Origin of the sequence: Parendozoicomonas callyspongiae (assembly GCF_023502345.1) — a bacterium.
Lineage (GTDB): Bacteria > Pseudomonadota > Gammaproteobacteria > Pseudomonadales > Endozoicomonadaceae > Sansalvadorimonas > Sansalvadorimonas callyspongiae.
In genome coordinates, this window is sequence record NZ_JAMFLX010000005.1 from 95,808 (window position 1) to 112,606 (window position 16,799).

The following is a 16,799-nucleotide window of genomic DNA, read 5'->3' on the forward strand; positions in this document are numbered from 1 at the left end:
TGTTCTGCATTTGCATCAGGCTAAAGCTGTACCTGCAAACCCGGGAATACAGAAAATAGATTTATCAATCTGGCTCTTGGCCACTTTCCGCATGGGTTGAATATGCTTTTTATCAAGCTCCTGCACAACATCCATCCACCCTTCCGCCCCAAACTGATATCGTCCCATAGAAAGCAAATCACTCAGGGACGCATAAGCAACAAGATAACTGCCCGTAATTGGGGCCTTGTTGAATATCTCAAATGTCAGAGGCTTTGAATCGGTAAGAATTTCATTCACAGCCTGGGCTTCTCTCCACTCCAGCCCCAGCAGAAAGATTCGCTGAATCACCTCGGTAACATTCTTCACAACACCACTGATCTGTGTTGAAGCTCCTGCTGTCGCTACATCGACAGCAATTCGGGCCGTCAAATTGGTAGCCTTCACCGTCAGATCTTTGGTTTTTCGCTTCATCAATTTGTGTACAGCATCAAAAGCCTTCGCAGCATCTCCCGAGTTGAAATATATCTGGTGGGAATGAGCACTGGACTGCTTGTAAAAGCTAATGGCTGCCTTTCCCCACGCCTGCAGTAAACCTGCAGCATCTTTAAGCTGTGCGATTCCTGGAATCATATCGACCAGAAACCTCGATGCCAGCGTGTGCAGTTCACCCGCAATAGTCCCGATGAACTCACTAAAGAAGTTACCCATGCTTAGGAAACTCTCAAAACCACAGAAGTTGGCAATCATGTTTTTTAGAGAGACAAAAATTCCCGGGGCATCCTGTAAGTCAAAATTGGGGAGATTAAACCCGGGCAAATTCACACTGGGAGCATTCAGCTGTGGAAGATTAATATTGGGAAGGTCCATATCTGGCAACTCTACCCGGGGAATATTAACTTCAGGAAGAGGTATGTTGGGCAAGCGTACCGGTGGTAACTTCACATCGGGCAGGCTGACTTTTTTGGACTGGTCTGGCAGTTTTTTCAGCCCAGCCATCGCCTCCTTGGCGGCTTTCTTTTTTTTCAGTTTGAGGTGAAGAGTCTGTCCTTCCTTTGGACGGAAATATCTCTGGCAGAGTTGTTGAGATCTCTTCACCCAGAACTCCATCGCCTTCCGCTCTTCTTGAGAGCTGAGGTGGGGCAGCCACAATGGTAATCCTCTCGGCGTTCTTATATATCCCTGAAAGAGTTGCTGATAAATAACCTCAACGGCATATTTCTGATTGCGGATGCTCTTCTTCCACTCATCACCTTCTCCTTTCTTGCGCATCCAGACAGAAAGAGCCAGCTGAGCTGACATCATGTCAGCAAAGGTCTTGGACTTGATATATTGGTCATAAGCGCTGTCAAACCGCTTTAGAGCAGAGCTGCGAATCTTGCGACTGACCTTGGTTGCCTCCTTCCACTCCTGGTAAGTCATGGGTGAGCTGAACCGGGTTTCACCTACAGTAAAGCTGGTGTCATGCTCTTTAGGCTTGATATGCCCGGCATTTTCCTTTGGGCCCTGACTTAAAGTCTGATTGAGTCTTTCCTTGAAATCGATATCTGACATATCTGCCCATTCCTGATTGGCTATGCAGCGAAGGCTGCTTTCTGCCAACAGACAGAACCAAGCAAATAGCTGCAATAATTTTATTATTGTTATACACATTCTGCTGCTTCATGCAGGAAGCAGGAAGCAGGATACTCTGAATGAATAACTCATATATGCAACAGAAACAAGCGTGCATTACAATTTTGAGGAAATATTCACGATCAAAGTTGCCTTAATGCAAATTAAGCAATTTTCTTTGAAGGTGTAGATACAAGCTCTCGGTTGATGTTTTGCCATCAATACTTCCAGGTACCGCTTACCAAACCACATCACAAGCCGTTATGGTCACAACCTCACGGCGATGGTGCTGGATCTCTATCATTCCTGCAGCGTGACTCAGCCTCTTACTGGATTGTCTGCACAGTCATAGCTGCCCCATTTCTGAAGGAAAACTCAATGACTTGCTGATTGAGGGGCATGACCTCTTCCACCAGGAACGTGGGGGAATTCTGGAAACAGGGATTGCCTGCTCCCGGATACCGCTCGTCGACGATACCGAAGCACGGCATGACGGTAGCAACGGTTTCTGAGCAGTTACATACTCGGCTTACAGGCTTATACCGAGTAAGGCACAGTTTTGTCTTCGTCATTATTGTCGGCTGGATGCTGCATATCCTCATGGGGCTGCAAACATTCAGCTATGGCTACGGAGATATTATCTTTGCCGCCCATTTTGTTGGATTCATCGATAAACATGTAACAACACTCCAGAGCTGGACGGTGAGTCGACAGCACATATTCGATATCTTCATTACTAAAATATTCCGTCATACCATCTGAGCAGAGCAGAACCAGATTATCACCTGCAATATCAAACTCAGAGATAACCGGCTCTACACTGGCCTGAACGCCCACAGCTTTCGTCAATTGATTGCGAACCTTACTGGTACGCGCATCCGACTCTGATAAAGCACCACTGTCGATCATATTCTGAACAACAGAGTGATCTCGTGTCAGCTGCTTCAAACCATAATCCCGGTTCCAGAGGTAAGCCCGGGAGTCCCCTACATGAGCCGTGACCAGTGAATGTTCCCAGATCACGGCAACAACAACCGTTGTACCCATCTGACGCAGGCGGTTGTCGCCTGATTTGCAATCAAGGATGGTCTGATTGGCATCATTGATGGCATGTAGAATTTCTGACTTTAAGACCTGAGGTTTTTGCTGGGGAGTACAGGAAGCGAATGTCTGGTTCTGCAGAATCAATAGACGCTGGGAGATTTTTTCAATAGCCAGACGGCTGGCAGTGGCACCGCCGTGATAACCACCCATGCCATCTGCAATAACTATAAATGAGAATGGTGTGGTACTGTCACCGCTGAAATAAATCGCGTCTTCATTTTCGTCACGCTTCCGCCCAATGTCACTTTTTCCATCGATGGCTATTCGAATCATTGTTATTATCTTTTTATAACTGCGCCATTTTCCATGGAATCAATACTACCGCTTTCACCCCAAAAGCCAATAGAAAAGGATGGTTAACATTGACAGATATTAAAGATTTCAATTTTTTATTGTCCTCCTGCCTTATGAACTGATTGGCACCTTTACACCTCCCCCCTCTCAGCCATAGCGAAATCACTACATTATTTTCACTGCTCTCAGAGCATGATTCATTATATTGAATTCTTCTTTACTGCTATCGGGATACGGAGAATCTGAATGCATAATCCCGTTTGATGACTTCTTATAAAACCAATCAAAACATCAATAACGACAACAAGAGAAACGATACTTATGAATACCAGCCGGGTGCTCTGTTCGTTGGTACTGGCTTCCAGCATTCTGTTGCTACAGGGATGCTATGAAGATAAGCAGATGATCCTTGATCTCAGTGGAGAAGAAGGTTTCTTTGATTCAGGCTTCCCTTCCGATATCCGACGCAACCCGGATAACTCCATTGACTTCAACAGCTATCCCCAACCACTTAACATCACTATCCGCAACTACGTAAAATGGGCAGAACGGGATCACTTTGGCTTTGCTCCCAACCTACCTCTTTATATGCGTTTTGATGGCAGTGTTGAAAATGCTGACTTTACACTGCCACAAGATCCTCTTTCCTACGCAGATGAGAATGCTGCCATTCAGCTACTGGATATAGATCCGGATTCCAATGAGCGTGGCATGCGCTTCCCAATAAAAGTCTCCTTCCGGGAAAAAGGAGATGAATACCGTCCAGATGAACTGTTACAGGTTTTACCAGCAGGAAAACCTTTGAAAGAGAACAACAAGTATGCCCTTGTTGTGACCCGTAAGGTTTCACCTGAGCATGCCAAGAAACTGATACCCAACCCGGTATTGAAAGCCCTGCTGGAAAATAAAAATCCACAGAGCGTAGATAAAGATATCAGCAGTGAAGATGCCCAGCGAGCACTGGCCATTTATGCACCTCTGCGGGAGCAGCTTCAGATCGACCAGATTGCTGCCAATGATATTATCGGGGCAACCGTCTGGACCACCGGCTCCCCCACCTCTTCTCTGGATAACCTTGGCCGCTGGGCTGTTGAGCAGGGAGCTCCCCAACCATTGACTGAGTTCAAGCAGGTTGAAGTTAACCCTGAATACTGCGTGGTTGAATCAAAATGGCGGGTGCCTGGTCTGCAGTCCGGCCTGCTTCCCTATCCATTGCTTGGCGGAAAGATCAAATACGATGACAACAATAACCCTGTTGTCCAGTACGACCGTGACACACCGCTGGTGATTACCATTCCAAGAACAGAGATGCCATCAGATGGCTATCCCATGATGTTCTACAACCATGGTACTGGCGGCTATGCCACCCAATCTTATATGCGCGGTGCCACTCTGGCCGATGGCACGAAAAGCCGCCAGGGTAGCCCGGCGCAGGTCGCCGCACAGAGAAACTGGGCAACTGCAGCGATGGGAGGCCACTTTGGTGCCGATCATGAGGACAGCATTGGCGTCATCAATGTGATCGCCGATCTTATTCCCGGTTTGTCCCTGAATATCGGGACTTACAACTTTATGAACCTTCCAGCCATGCGCGGCAACTTCGAGCAGTCCGTTGTGGAAAGAGTGCTTTTCAGAAAGCTGGTTAATGAACTGGAGCTGGATCCCGCATTGTGCCCAGGAGCAGCGAGTGACGATGGACGCCTGCGTTTCGATCCTGATACCCAGGTTGTGATGGGGCAGTCACTGGGCTCCATGACCGCAATTTCCCAGGCAGCCATTGACCCGGTTCCTTTCCAGGGAATTATTGGCGGAGGCGCAGGAAGTTATAACCTCGGTCTGGTCATGCATCTGTCAACTGGCGAAAAACCTCTTGGAAACACCCTGGAGCCACTGTTCTTCTTTACCGGCAAGAACGATATTGTTGACGATCCATTCCACCCACTCTGGCTGTTATCCCAGCAGGTACTGGCACCGGTAGATTTCTCTATCCATGCATCCCGCTGGACACGGGATCTGGCAGCCGCCGAGTCAGCTCCTAACGTGCTGATTGCTGAAGGCTACTTTGACGACTGGGTCGGCCTGTATAACCAGAAGCCTCTGCTGGTCAGTCTCGGAGTTGACCTGTTTGGCCCTGAGCTGGATGTTTCTGAAGATAAACAACTTCTGCCTGATCTGGAGAATGCCGGTTACCAGCAGTGGGTTTCCTCTGTAGGTGGCAACAGGGATGGCCGTACGTCAGCTGTTGTGCGCTATCCGGAAGATGGTATCAAATCCGGGCACCATGTAATCTTCCAGCAGGAGGATGCGCGTCATCAGTATGGATGTTTCCTGGAGAGTATTGCCAAGGGAGATGTTCCAGTTATCCCACTGCCCGCAGGTGCGCAACAGGATACCTGTCCATAGTGTCTAGGGGGCGTTCTCAATTAAACATCGACTCAGTGGTTCTAAAAGCGGTCAGCTGTTAGAAGGGCTTGTGAAAATCGTAGTTACTCTACATTGAGCAAGCCCGACACAGCAGATGGCCGCTTTTAGAGCCACCCGAAGGGCGCTTCCGAGAGTCCCTATGGACTGCGTTGTAGCGCCTTGAAAGGCAACAAGCATTCCTGCGGCACTACGTCTTGCCATAGGAACTCTCGAAAGCGCTGAGCTCGATGTTTAATTGAGAACGCCCCCTAGATAGTATCGATATATTAAGACCTTAAGAGCCTTACGCAGTTGCAACAGAATATTGTGGCTGCGTAACTCTGCAAACCTCTTCATCCCAAAGTTGCTGAGCATCTTTGCCGCCAAACAAAGTTCTTATCCGTGCCTTATCGCAGCCATCACAACCCTGCATAATACTCTCAGTACTTGTTGGTATTTCGGTTATACCCGCACGAAACATCAAGCCAACCGAAGGGCGGTAGCATCTGTATGGACAGCCGGTTTGATAAGCTGATAAACAAGTCATAATAAAATGTGAAATGCCACATTCAAGTCACATCAATAGAACATTATAAAAATATCTGAAGGCAAAAATGCCCTATGCCTAAAGCATTAACAAGAACAATAATAAGCCGCTTGAATCCTTTCCTGACTCTGACCGCCATTCTGGCAGCCGTTCTTCTGGTGTTATATCTGGAACAGCTGGATGCCTCTTCAATGGCACAGATTACTGTGACGGAAAACCATAAACCAAATTCACCCCACTTTCTAAATGAGTATGAAGTTAAAGGTCCATTCTCTGGCCCTGAAAGTCAGGAGACTGCACACCTCGAACTCTCCTGCTGCAATAAAACCAGTGAGCACTTCGAACAGTCACTGATTATCACCAAAGGTTCAGCACAGCTTATTGAAGAGGGGCAGACGGTCTCATTCTCCGGTGTTTGCTTAACACAGGATGCCCGCCTGGCTCTGCTGGTCTACAACTGGGATGGCTCTCCTACCTTGGGTGGCATCAAGAGCGCTCACCTCTTTAATCCAGTGACCCGCGAGTTCGAGGGCTACGAGCTGGAAAGCTATATCGATACCGGGTTTGAAGAAGGTATACCCTTGGGCAGTCATGAACTGATCCAGTGTGATTATGATGAGCAGCTGTTTCCCCGTGACGGTAAACCCTTCAAGCCCTGTTACTGCAACCTGGAGCCCCTGGAGCAGGAAGAGGAGCTCAACATAGAAATTGATGCCTTCCTGGGGCCGGAGGATAATCTTGTTATCAGTGATTTTGAAGATGCGTTCTTCGCCGGAACGCCCCATGAAGTGGACTACCGCATTGTTGGTGCCGAGCAGGTCAGGAAACTGGTGAGTATTATTGAAGAGGCAGACGCCCTGCCCTTCTCAGTGAAACAACTGGAGAATGATAAGAGGGAAGTTCTGTCCATTATTTATAACCGTCCTGTTTATCACTCGTTCAGTGCCCTGCTGACACGGGAAAAAGATGCACCGGAGTGGTTATTGATCTATCGTGCCACCCCGAGTTCCAAAGGCTTCCATCCTCAGTTTCTGGAAGAGTTGCATAAGGACTCCCGGATTTCCGTCACTCTGTGCACTGAAGACTGCACCTGGTGGGGACGGCGCTTTTCCAGCGTCGATATCGTTGTGAACAAAGATAAAGTAAACATGTATTACCGTTCGGATATCGAAGAAGAACTATGAATCCAGCAGCATTATCAAGAGCATCAAAAGTAGCAAAGGTTGAACTGGCAGCCAGAAACAATGCTCACTTATGTCACTCTGTTTGTCAGGCTCATCAGACACCAGGTGAATTTCACGATACTTTATGGCTGAACCAGTTAGCCGTCCCCCGTTTTTACCCCAATGCTGTTACGCTGGCGGTTGATCACCAACCCATTCAGAAGGCCATGATCTGGGACCTGCTGGACGGAGGGCTGTCTGGCAGCTGGGCGGTGAAAGACAGTTTCAACCAATTGGATCTGGATAACCTTGGCTTTCAGGTTCTGTTCGAAGCATCCTGGCTGTGGCTGGAACCGGACACTGCCCTGCCAGCCCCTTGTGACGAGATTGAGTGGGCCTTTATTAACAACCCTTTCGATCTGTCCCGCTGGGAACAGGCCTGGCGCAACAGTCTTGACCAGCCCCATATTTTTGTTCCGGACATTCTCTTTAATCCTGATATTGCTTTTATTGCTGCTTTCGACCACGGAGAAATTATTGCCGGCACTATTGCCAACGCCAGTCATGGTGTGGTTGGACTGTCCAATATGTTTGTTCCCGAAACAAACCCCGAGTTCTGGTGGCAGAACTGTATGGCTATCGCACGCCATCACTTCCCTGACAGACCACTGGTATGTTATGAATCCGGTTCCGATCTGGATATTGCCAAAACCTCAGGATTTTCTGAGCTTCAGCCTTTGCAGGTCTGGCTGAAGGAACCATAAATTAGCAGTTGTATCGAATGAAACGAATTCGTTTACGAAATCTGAAAGAAAGCGATAAAGACAACGTTTTTGATCTGGTGCAAAACCCGGAAGTCATGCGATTTATCGGCCCCCGACGGGCTCTGACTGACGACGAAGCGCAGGCATGGTTTACCGAGCAATTGACAAGACCTTCGCGCAGGGTTGTAGCAACCTGCGACACCAATGAACTGATCGGCTTCTGTGGTATGAAGATTCTGGAAGGTGTACCGGAGTTTGGTTATTTCCTGCGTCACAAATTCTGGCAGCAGGGCTATGCAACAGAGGCCTGCCGGATGGTTCTGCAGCAATTGAATCTGACTATTGATATTTCCACCCTTCAGACATTTATTGCCAATGACAATACCGCCAGCATAGCCCTGGCACGCAAGCTCAACTGGAAAAAACTGTCGGCAACAGAACAACATGGTGAGCAGGGTCATTTTTATCAACTCTGTATTGAATAAGAATCACCGACAAGACATACAAGATTGAAATAGCCGCTATGGAATGGAACAGAGACCAATACCTGATCAGCACGGATGTCGAATCTCTTGATATTCCACTGATTCATGATTTTTTATCAAACAAGGCCTACTGGTGCAGGGGTATTCCCTATGAGATTGTCGAGCGTTCCATTGAGAACTCTCTCTGCTTTGGCCTGTTCTTCAATAACATTCAGGTCGGTTTTGCCCGTCTGATTACCGATAAAGCAACCTTTGCCTATCTTGCCGATGTTTTTATTCTTCCCGAGCACCGGGGCAGGAATCTGAGCAAATGGATGATGCGCTGTATTCTGGACCATCCCAGCCTGCAGGGCTTGCGTCGTATAACACTGGCGACAGCAGATGCTCACGGGCTTTATTCCCAGTTCGGCTTCCGGTCACTCAATAAACCGGATCACTTTATGGAAATCCACTACCCTGATATCTACTGAAAAATGTTCTAAAAGGATATGTGCTCCCATATCCAGACAATGGATATACGAATTATCAGGGAGGAGTTCCATAAAACCAAACTATCTTCTGTCATATTAATCTGCTATCACTAAGTTACTGTTAAACCTGTCCACGCAGTACAGGGCAGACTTATCCATTAGATATTCAAATAATAAGGTAAGCTGACTGTGCTGAAACAACCCGAACTTGTTGAGGAGTCAAGTCCTTTAACAACCCCCTATCTGAACCAGGGGACGCCAGAAAGTAAACGACAGGAACTTCTGGATTACTTTTGTCACACTTTTGATCAGTACGACAGTCTTTTTGAAGTTCTAGAAGGAGATGATGCCTGGTTCGAAAAGGCTATCCCGCTACGCCACCCTTTGATTTTTTACTATGGTCACACTGCCGCATTTTTTATTAATAAACTGATCGCCGCCCGATTAATCAAAAAGCGTATAGACCCCGATATTGAAGCCATGGTTGCCATTGGCGTTGACGAAATGTCATGGGACGACCTGGATGAGAACAATTACAACTGGCCATCCGTTAAGGCCATGAAAGAGTATCGCCAGAAGGTCAGAAAAAAAGTCATCAAGTTCATTCAGAAAATGCCACTGGAAATCCCCATTGACTGGGACAGCCCGGCCTGGCTGGTTCTTATGGGCATTGAACATGAACGTATTCATCTGGAAACATCTTCAGTTCTGATGCGCCAGCTTCCTCTTTCCTGCGTCAAGCCCCACGCGGACTGGCAGATATGCCCTGATGCCAGTGAAGCTCCAGAGAACAGTCTGATTAAAATCTCCGGACAAAAGATCAGACTGGGCAAGGATTACGACAGCTCGCTGTATGGCTGGGACAATGAATATGGCTGCTATGAGTTAAAAGTCGCTCCCTTTAAAGCCAGTCAGTACCTGGTCAGCAACGGCGAGTTCCTGGAGTTTATACAGGCCGGCGGTTATGACACCGAGCGCTGGTGGAGTGATGAAGGCTGGGCCTGGGCAACATTTACCAAGGTTCGCCATCCCGAGTTCTGGGTTCCTGAAGGTGATTCCTGGCGTTACCGCACCATGGTCGAAGAAATCGATATGCCCTGGAACTGGCCCGTTGATGTGAACTGTCATGAAGCACAGGCTTTCTGCAAATGGAAGTCAGAAGTCACAGGCAAACAGATTCAACTGCCTACTGAAGCTGAATGGTGTTGTCTGAGAGAAACCGTTGATACCGACCTGCCCGACTGGTGTCAGGCTCCCGGGAATATCAACCTTGAATACTGGGCTTCCTCATGTCCGGTCAACCGGCACAGTACTCCACTTGGTAAGGGGAAGCTCTTCGATGTGATTGGCAATGTCTGGCAATGGACCAGCACATCTATTGATGCTTATGACGGTTTCCGGGTTCACCCTCTGTACGATGATTTCTCAACACCAACCTTTGATGGCAAGCATAATATGATCAAGGGTGGCAGCTGGATTTCTACAGGCAACTGCGCCATCAAGGATTCCCGCTACGCCTTTCGCCGTCACTTCTTCCAGCATGCCGGTTTTCGTTATGTAGAGTCGACTGCCACCAACCGGGAGATGATCAACCCTTACGAAACCGATGCATCAGTCTCACAGTACCTGGAGTTCCATTATGGTCAGGAGTATTTCGATGCTCCCAACTACCCCAAAACCTGTGCGGAAATCTGTTACAGCCTGATGGCGGAACATGATATGACCCGGGCTCTAGACCTGGGGTGCTCAGTCGGTCGCAGTACCTTTGAACTGGCACGCTGGTTTAAACATGTGGATGGTATAGATTTTTCTGCCCGCTTTATTGCCGCAGCAACTGAACTGCAGAAAAACGGCAAAGTCCGTTATTTTGTACCGACCGAGGGTGAGCTGGGCGAATACCAGATTGCCGACCTTAAAGAACTCGGACTGGATGATATCGATGCCAATCGTATCCTGTTCACCCAGGGTGATGCCTGCAACCTGAAACCCAAATACAAAAATTATGATCTGATCTTTGCTGGCAACCTGATCGACCGGCTGAATAATCCCAGTAAGTTCCTGAAAAAAGTTCACAAGCGCCTCCGCGATCAGGGCCTATTGGTTCTGACCTCACCCTATACCTGGCTGGAGGAATACACGCCCAAGAAGAACTGGCTGGGTGGCTACCGGGAAAATGGAGAGGCGCTGGATACTCATACTGGTCTCAAGCGGGTTCTTGGCAAGCATTTTGAGGAGATTCCCGTTACCCGGGATATTCCATTTGTGATCAGGGAAACAGCCAGAAAGTTTCAACACACCATGGCACACTGCACTGTGTGGCGTAAAAAAGGAGAGTAAGCCCATAGTTTCTGCTGACGTAAGGTATTGCTTGAATCGAGCTTTATTCAACAAATGGGAGAAACAGTCATAAACAGGGAGATCCACAAATAATAATTAACAGGTGGATAGCAATCATGGGTAAATATAAAAAACAACTGCTTGCACTGGTTCTACCGGTAGCAACTGCCCCATACGCCTTTGCCAAGAATCTGCCGCCTGCTATTCTGCTTGATGTTGAAGCTTCAGCCTGGTTCACAACCTGCCAGATCGTGACTTCCATTTATCCGGAAACCGGCGGTATCTATAAAACCTTCGCAGAAGTAGCCCCTCGTAAAAATCAGCTGATGAAAACACGCTATTCTGTCGATGAGTTGAAACAGGTCCACCAATATTCCAATCAGCTCGTGGATCAACTTCACGCACGGGATGACTTACTGGATGGCTGTCGTTTTGTACACCGAACCGTTACCTCAACCGTCAATGCCTATAAATGGGGTAAGGATGAAACGCCGGAAGCCGTTGATTTTCTGTCCTGGTGTACCGTCTGCTTTAATATCAGCAATACGATTCCAAGGCTGAACCAGAGAGCTCCGGCTTTTCAGGAAGCCTATTCCATGCGTCTTAATTTCACGGCTTTAACAAACTCAGCTGAAGCTGCTGATAATGTTCTTCAACAAACTCAGGATCACACCCGCCTGCTTGCAGGACAGGAGAGCATTGTTCACTACTGTGATCTGTTTTACCGGGTCATGCTATCCGCCATGGAAATCTATGGACTGGAAAAATGACTCTCTTTGAAAATGAAAACGGGCAGCTGATCAGGCTGCCCGTTTTCATTCTATGGCATGTTCAGAGAATTACAGATTTAGAAGATTCGCAACATAATCCGCATCCTTATCACCACGGCCACTCAAGTTGACGATAATAACCTGATCCGGCTTCATCTCTTTCGCCAGTTTCATTGCTCCTGCCAAAGCGTGTGAACTTTCCAGTGCAGGAATAATTCCTTCGCGACGGGACAGGGTCATAAACGCATCCAGACATTCCTGGTCTGTAGCACTGCGATATTCAACCCGGCCAATATCTTTCAGGTATGAGTGCTGTGGGCCAACGCCAGGGTAATCCAGACCTGAAGCAATGGAATGTACAGGCAGAGGCTCGCCATTCTCATCCTGAAGGACGTAGCATTTGAAACCATGTACCGCACCCGGCTGCCCAAGGGTCAGCGTGGCGGCATGATCAGGTGTTTCCAGCCCCTTACCGGCCGGTTCAATTCCATAGATACTGACATCTGTGTCATTCAGGAAGGCGGTAAATAGCCCCATAGCATTACTGCCACCGCCGACACAGGCCACCAGAGCATCAGGCAGACGACCTTCCAGTTCCTGAATCTGATCCCGGGCCTCCTCACCAATAACCTGCTGGAAATCACGCACCATCATTGGGAACGGATGAGGACCTACCACAGAGCCAATGGCATAAAGAGTGGAATCGGTGTCTTTCAGATATTCCTCAAAGGCACTGTCGACGGCATCTTTCAATGTGCGGGTACCACGGGTGACAGAAACCACTTTTGCACCAAGAATTTTCATTTTCACCACATTGGGTGCTTCCTTGGCAATATCGATTTCACCCATATGGATTTCACAATCAATACCCACCAGCGAACAGGCCGTTGCCATGGCAACACCATGTTGCCCTGCCCCGGTTTCTGCAATGACACGGGTTTTCCCCATATATTTGGCAAGCAGCGCTTCTCCCAGACAGTGGTTAATTTTATGGGCGCCGGTATGATTCAGATCTTCACGCTTAAGATATATCTTCGCCCCACCGCAGAGCTCAGTCAGTCGGCGGGCAAAATAGAGAGGACTGGGACGACCGACATAATAGCGGTGCAGCTCCTGAAGCTCTTTCTTGAAGGCAGGATCCTTTCGAATCTCCTGATAAGCCCCATCAATCTCCTGCATGACCGTTGCCAGCTGCTCCGGCACCAGGCAGCCACCATACTCGCCAAAATAGCCATTCTTATCGGGCATAGCCGCAAAAGCAGACTCAGACATCTTCACTCCTTGAGCAATTTGAGCCCACATCCCTGATTTATCTCTTAATCTTCCGGATATGGGTTGTTTTTGATTTCTCGATAGCTAGCAGCGCCTTTTGCTCAGCATTCTGCCACGCATCGTAATAATGCAACAGTACAATGATACAAGCATTCATTACAAGGCCACGGTGTTATATTTCGAGAAGTACTCGCCTCCCACGGCCCGTGCCGGTGGCGAAAAAACCTTAAATACTGTAAATTTATCAGGTTTTTATGCGTGCTTAGCCTGCATACCCCGGCAACGGAATAGAGCAAAGTGCTTGCTGCATGCCGGTCAACCTCCAAATATATGGTGATATTGATGCATTACTCCGAAGGAAACCGGCTGATGAATCAGGGCGACAAAAATGGTCGTCAGTTTAATAATAATAAGACTGCAAAGTTGGGCACCAAGAAGAACCCTGCAAATGTTGTTGTACAGACCGAAGAGCGTTTCAAGGAAATTAAGGCTATTGCTCTTGAAAACAGCTGGGTAATCAATATCGAGCACAATGAAGAGAAAGAGGAAAATATCGCTGATCTAGAATTTCTGCAGCAGATGCCTACATCCACTGCAGTTGTCGAAAAGACTCCTGGCCGGAATGACCCCTGCTCCTGCGGCAGCGGCAAGAAGTTCAAGAAGTGCTGTGGTTAACCAAAGCTAACTGATAGAAAGCCCCCGTGTTAGGTATCAATAACATGGGGGCTTTCTGTTTCTATGACTTCAGATAGCATTCCTATCCAAAAGGATTAATTTAAACCGTTCTGACATTCCAGATTCCCTCCCTGATATAAAACCACAATAAGTCTGAAACTGATGTTCTAAGCTGATTTCAAAGGAATTTCACAAAGGAATCAGCTATGTATCCGCTAAAAGTCAGTACTGTTAACCATTTTATTGACAGCAAACTCAATTCAGGCGTGACCCCCAATGCTGGAGATGTAGCATCCTTTGACGTTCAAGGACAAATAATTGTCCATACTCCTCGCCTCGATGATGATGATACAGCTTACTACTGCAACCTGGCTGTTCATAAATTGGAACACAATCTTAGATTTTTAACCGATGCTGCAGACCAGGCTTCTCAGGGACAGGCTAAATCTATCCACCAGCGAGAAGTTACAGAAGATGAAGTTTCAGGAGGAGACTTACTTTCAGTTGAAAACCTGATGATGAAATCATTTGGAATCAGGGAATCAGAAGTGGGTCAGCTTAATGATCGCCAGGCTGAGCTGACCACCGCTATTATCAATGGGGCGGAATATGCCGAAGTAAGCACACTAGCACGACTGTTTGCTGAGGAAGCTTATGCTTACCTTGAGAAGAAAAACGGTGAAATGCCTTCATCACAAAAACTTGGGACTTTTTTGAAGTCCGTTCAGGATGCCGTATTTCAAGATTGTGGTGACCCCACAGCAGCAACTGATCTCTCCAAAGCAGTCATTGCCAGCCAACAGCTTGCCTTAACAAACCTGACTCAAGACTATGATGACCTGCAGAAGGCTCTTGCCCTTTCCAAAGCAGAACACCAACAGTTTACCAAAAGCTTACCTTCATCTGCCTACAGTCAGGATGAGGAATTATGTCTTGGCAGCCTTACACCCTCACTTACTCGACAAATGCAACAGAGCGAAATTCAAACAAATTCGGCTTCACCTACGGTCAAAACTTCAAGGGGAAAGCAATTGCTGCGTGAAATAAAAGCAGCTGAAGACTGGAAGTATGAAAATAGTGACTCAGAGGCAACGGAAGAGTTTCTTAAATCAATGGACCAGCTGTTTGGTGACTGTCAGATGTATATGACAAGTTTGAGCAGTCCTTACCAACAGGGACAGAAGATACCAGATGAGGTGGCCAAGGAGTGCGATGCACTTTCCAGTCAGTTGGTTCAGCTTCGCAATCACTGGGGTCAGGAGCTTCTTCCAAATACAACCTGTAATAGTTTTGTCAGGGAAAAAGCTTCTCTCAACTATCAAGATAAACAATATGAGGTTCACTGCGCCCAGTTCTTCGAACCAACTCCTTTTTATCCGGGTCGTGATAGCGTCGGTGAATTTATGAAACTTCACCGTTTCAGCGTATACATTCAAGAAAGTATTGTATGCAGATATTTTCTGGAGCGAAGTAACGCAATAGAGCCATACCATGTTCTCTGCAAGTATTCAGGCCATGAACGTTGCCAGGTCATGCCCTTCGGCGAAAAAGAGCCATCCTTTTGGGATGTCAGGCAAGCGATGATCAATGATATGAGCAGAAATGGACCCAAAAAGATAAAATGACACCGTCCAGCCCATAGCAACCCAAGGCATCAGTTTTACCGAAATCAACAGATTCCGTAGCAGACAGTTACTGGGCAAGATCTATGGAATGCAGGTCTTGTTAAAAATAAAGCTGATTACAACGAACTGTGCCAGCTTTATAAATTGCCAGCCGGTGACTTCTGTTTTCAAAGGTACAGAAGTTTGTCTTCACTCTTCCTGAATAATCAACTCATGCCACTCTTCCGGGTCAGGCCACTCCAGCTCCGATACAGCCATACCACAAACAGAAAACCCGGCTTTACGGGTGCTGCCAGGATCACCAGTCACTAATGGATGCCATTCCGGTAATTCATAGCCTTCTGCAAGCAGTCGATAAGCGCAGCTGTCGGGCAGCCAGGCATAATGTTCATTGAGCGTTTCCGGGGTGAACTGAATACAGTCATGCACCTGGGCTCTGCGATGAACATAATCCCGGCACTGTCCCGTCTCAAGGTCAAGCAGTTTGCAGGCGACAGCCGTAGTATGGACCTGATCATTGTCATCAATCAGCTTGTTCAGGCAGCAGCGCCCACAGCCATCACAGAGGGACTCCCACTCTTTCTCAGACATCTGATCCAACGTTTTGCTATGCCAGAAAGGAATTTCTATTGCCTTGGGTTCTGTTTGGGACATGATCATCAGGTATGGGAAAAAGCCGCATATCTTACGACATTGGCGTCAGTTTGGCACAGTCGGTAACAGGCACAATAATCTCGCTCTCCATCTGCTTGAGTTTGCAGGGAACAGGTCTACTTTTCGAACTTACGAAAAACAGTTCGTGGTTTTCCTGTGCAGACATCTCATGACGGTAACATGAAAAGAGACGCATCTTCATACCCTCTTTCCGGGATTATGAAGGATAGCCCTCTGCTTATAAAAGATATCCTTCTCCATGCAGAACGAACATGGCCCGATCGTGAAGTAGTTTCTTTAAGCGGCGATGGTTCAACGCACCGTACCAGTTATGGAAGCATCTTCAGGCGTTGCCGCAAACTGGCCAATGCCCTGAACAGTCTGGGTGTCAAACCGGGTGAACGCATTGCAACCATGGCCTGGAGATTACCGCCACTTGGAAATCCACTACGCCACCGCCTGATCTGGGGCCGTCTGCCATACAACCAACCCCCGCCTGGCTCCTGACCAGATTAAATATATTATTAGCCATGCCGAAGACAGCTGGCTGTTTCTACAAGCAAAGAAATCCCACCTTCGCTCTGAGCTCAGCAGGTTTATAAACGAGGTTTCCGATTAGCATTTTAGTGGATATTTGATTTCT

14 protein-coding genes are annotated in these 16,799 nt (G+C 47.6%); 10 read left to right on the forward strand and 4 right to left on the reverse strand.

Features of this window, described 5'->3' with window-relative positions:
• Window positions 1-15 precede the first annotated feature (15 nt).
• Together M3P05_RS05255 and M3P05_RS05260 are read right to left on the reverse strand one after the other, a co-directional pair.
• Window positions 16-1,533: a hypothetical protein gene (locus tag M3P05_RS05255; RefSeq protein WP_249698344.1), complete on the reverse strand. Its 1,518-nt coding sequence runs from the start codon at window positions 1,531-1,533 to the stop codon at window positions 16-18.
• Window positions 1,534-2,130: 597 nt separating this feature from the next.
• Window positions 2,131-2,970 (reverse strand): Stp1/IreP family PP2C-type Ser/Thr phosphatase, encoded by an 840-nt coding sequence (locus M3P05_RS05260; protein ID WP_249698345.1) that lies wholly within the window; start codon window positions 2,968-2,970, stop codon window positions 2,131-2,133.
• A 342-nt stretch (window positions 2,971-3,312) separates the two neighbouring features.
• Here M3P05_RS05260 and M3P05_RS05265 point away from each other — a divergent pair, with 342 nt between their 5' ends.
• The 7 genes from M3P05_RS05265 (at window position 3,313) to M3P05_RS05295 (ending at window position 11,930) form a co-directional block, all read left to right on the forward strand.
• Window positions 3,313-5,394 carry a hypothetical protein gene (locus M3P05_RS05265; protein WP_249698346.1) on the forward strand — a complete coding sequence of 694 codons (2,082 nt, stop codon included), beginning with the start codon at window positions 3,313-3,315 and terminating at the stop codon, window positions 5,392-5,394.
• Window positions 5,395-6,015: 621 nt separating this feature from the next.
• Window positions 6,016-7,125: a hypothetical protein gene (locus tag M3P05_RS05270; RefSeq protein WP_249698347.1), complete on the forward strand. Its 1,110-nt coding sequence runs from the start codon at window positions 6,016-6,018 to the stop codon at window positions 7,123-7,125.
• Complete coding sequence (locus M3P05_RS05275; protein ID WP_249698349.1) at window positions 7,122-7,868, forward strand: hypothetical protein; 747 nt, start codon at window positions 7,122-7,124, stop codon at window positions 7,866-7,868. Before M3P05_RS05270 ends, M3P05_RS05275 begins: the two co-directional genes overlap by 4 nt.
• Before the next feature lie 17 nt (window positions 7,869-7,885).
• A complete protein-coding gene (locus M3P05_RS05280; RefSeq protein ID WP_249698350.1) occupies window positions 7,886-8,353 on the forward strand; it encodes a GNAT family N-acetyltransferase in 468 nt (155 codons plus the stop codon).
• A gap of 38 nt (window positions 8,354-8,391) precedes the next feature.
• Window positions 8,392-8,823 (forward strand): GNAT family N-acetyltransferase, encoded by a 432-nt coding sequence (locus M3P05_RS05285; RefSeq protein WP_249698351.1) that lies wholly within the window; start codon window positions 8,392-8,394, stop codon window positions 8,821-8,823.
• A 189-nt stretch (window positions 8,824-9,012) separates the two neighbouring features.
• The gene (ovoA, locus tag M3P05_RS05290; RefSeq protein WP_249698353.1) at window positions 9,013-11,160 is read left to right on the forward strand and encodes a 5-histidylcysteine sulfoxide synthase; all 2,148 of its coding nucleotides are present in this window, start codon (window positions 9,013-9,015) and stop codon (window positions 11,158-11,160) included.
• A gap of 116 nt (window positions 11,161-11,276) precedes the next feature.
• Entirely contained in the window at window positions 11,277-11,930 is a 654-nt protein-coding gene (locus M3P05_RS05295; RefSeq protein ID WP_249698355.1) for a hypothetical protein, read from the forward strand.
• A 69-nt stretch (window positions 11,931-11,999) separates the two neighbouring features.
• On the opposite strand, the gene trpB is transcribed toward M3P05_RS05295, so the two are convergent.
• Window positions 12,000-13,202 carry a tryptophan synthase subunit beta gene (trpB, locus tag M3P05_RS05300; RefSeq protein WP_249698358.1) on the reverse strand — a complete coding sequence of 401 codons (1,203 nt, stop codon included), beginning with the start codon at window positions 13,200-13,202 and terminating at the stop codon, window positions 12,000-12,002.
• Window positions 13,203-13,544: 342 nt separating this feature from the next.
• Between trpB and M3P05_RS05305 the strand changes: the two genes are divergently transcribed.
• A complete protein-coding gene (locus M3P05_RS05305; protein ID WP_249698360.1) occupies window positions 13,545-13,877 on the forward strand; it encodes a PBPRA1643 family SWIM/SEC-C metal-binding motif protein in 333 nt (110 codons plus the stop codon).
• A 206-nt stretch (window positions 13,878-14,083) separates the two neighbouring features.
• The gene (locus M3P05_RS05310) at window positions 14,084-15,502 is read left to right on the forward strand and encodes a hypothetical protein (RefSeq protein ID WP_249698362.1); all 1,419 of its coding nucleotides are present in this window, start codon (window positions 14,084-14,086) and stop codon (window positions 15,500-15,502) included.
• 189 nt (window positions 15,503-15,691) lie between these two features.
• On the opposite strand, the gene M3P05_RS05315 is transcribed toward M3P05_RS05310, so the two are convergent.
• Window positions 15,692-16,156 (reverse strand): YcgN family cysteine cluster protein, encoded by a 465-nt coding sequence (locus tag M3P05_RS05315; protein WP_249698364.1) that lies wholly within the window; start codon window positions 16,154-16,156, stop codon window positions 15,692-15,694.
• Between the two features lie 180 nt (window positions 16,157-16,336).
• On the opposite strand from M3P05_RS05315, the gene M3P05_RS05320 reads away from it, so the two are divergent.
• Window positions 16,337-16,663, forward strand: coding sequence for an AMP-binding protein (locus M3P05_RS05320; RefSeq protein WP_249698365.1), 327 nt, complete (start codon window positions 16,337-16,339; stop codon window positions 16,661-16,663).
• Window positions 16,664-16,799 lie beyond the last annotated feature (136 nt).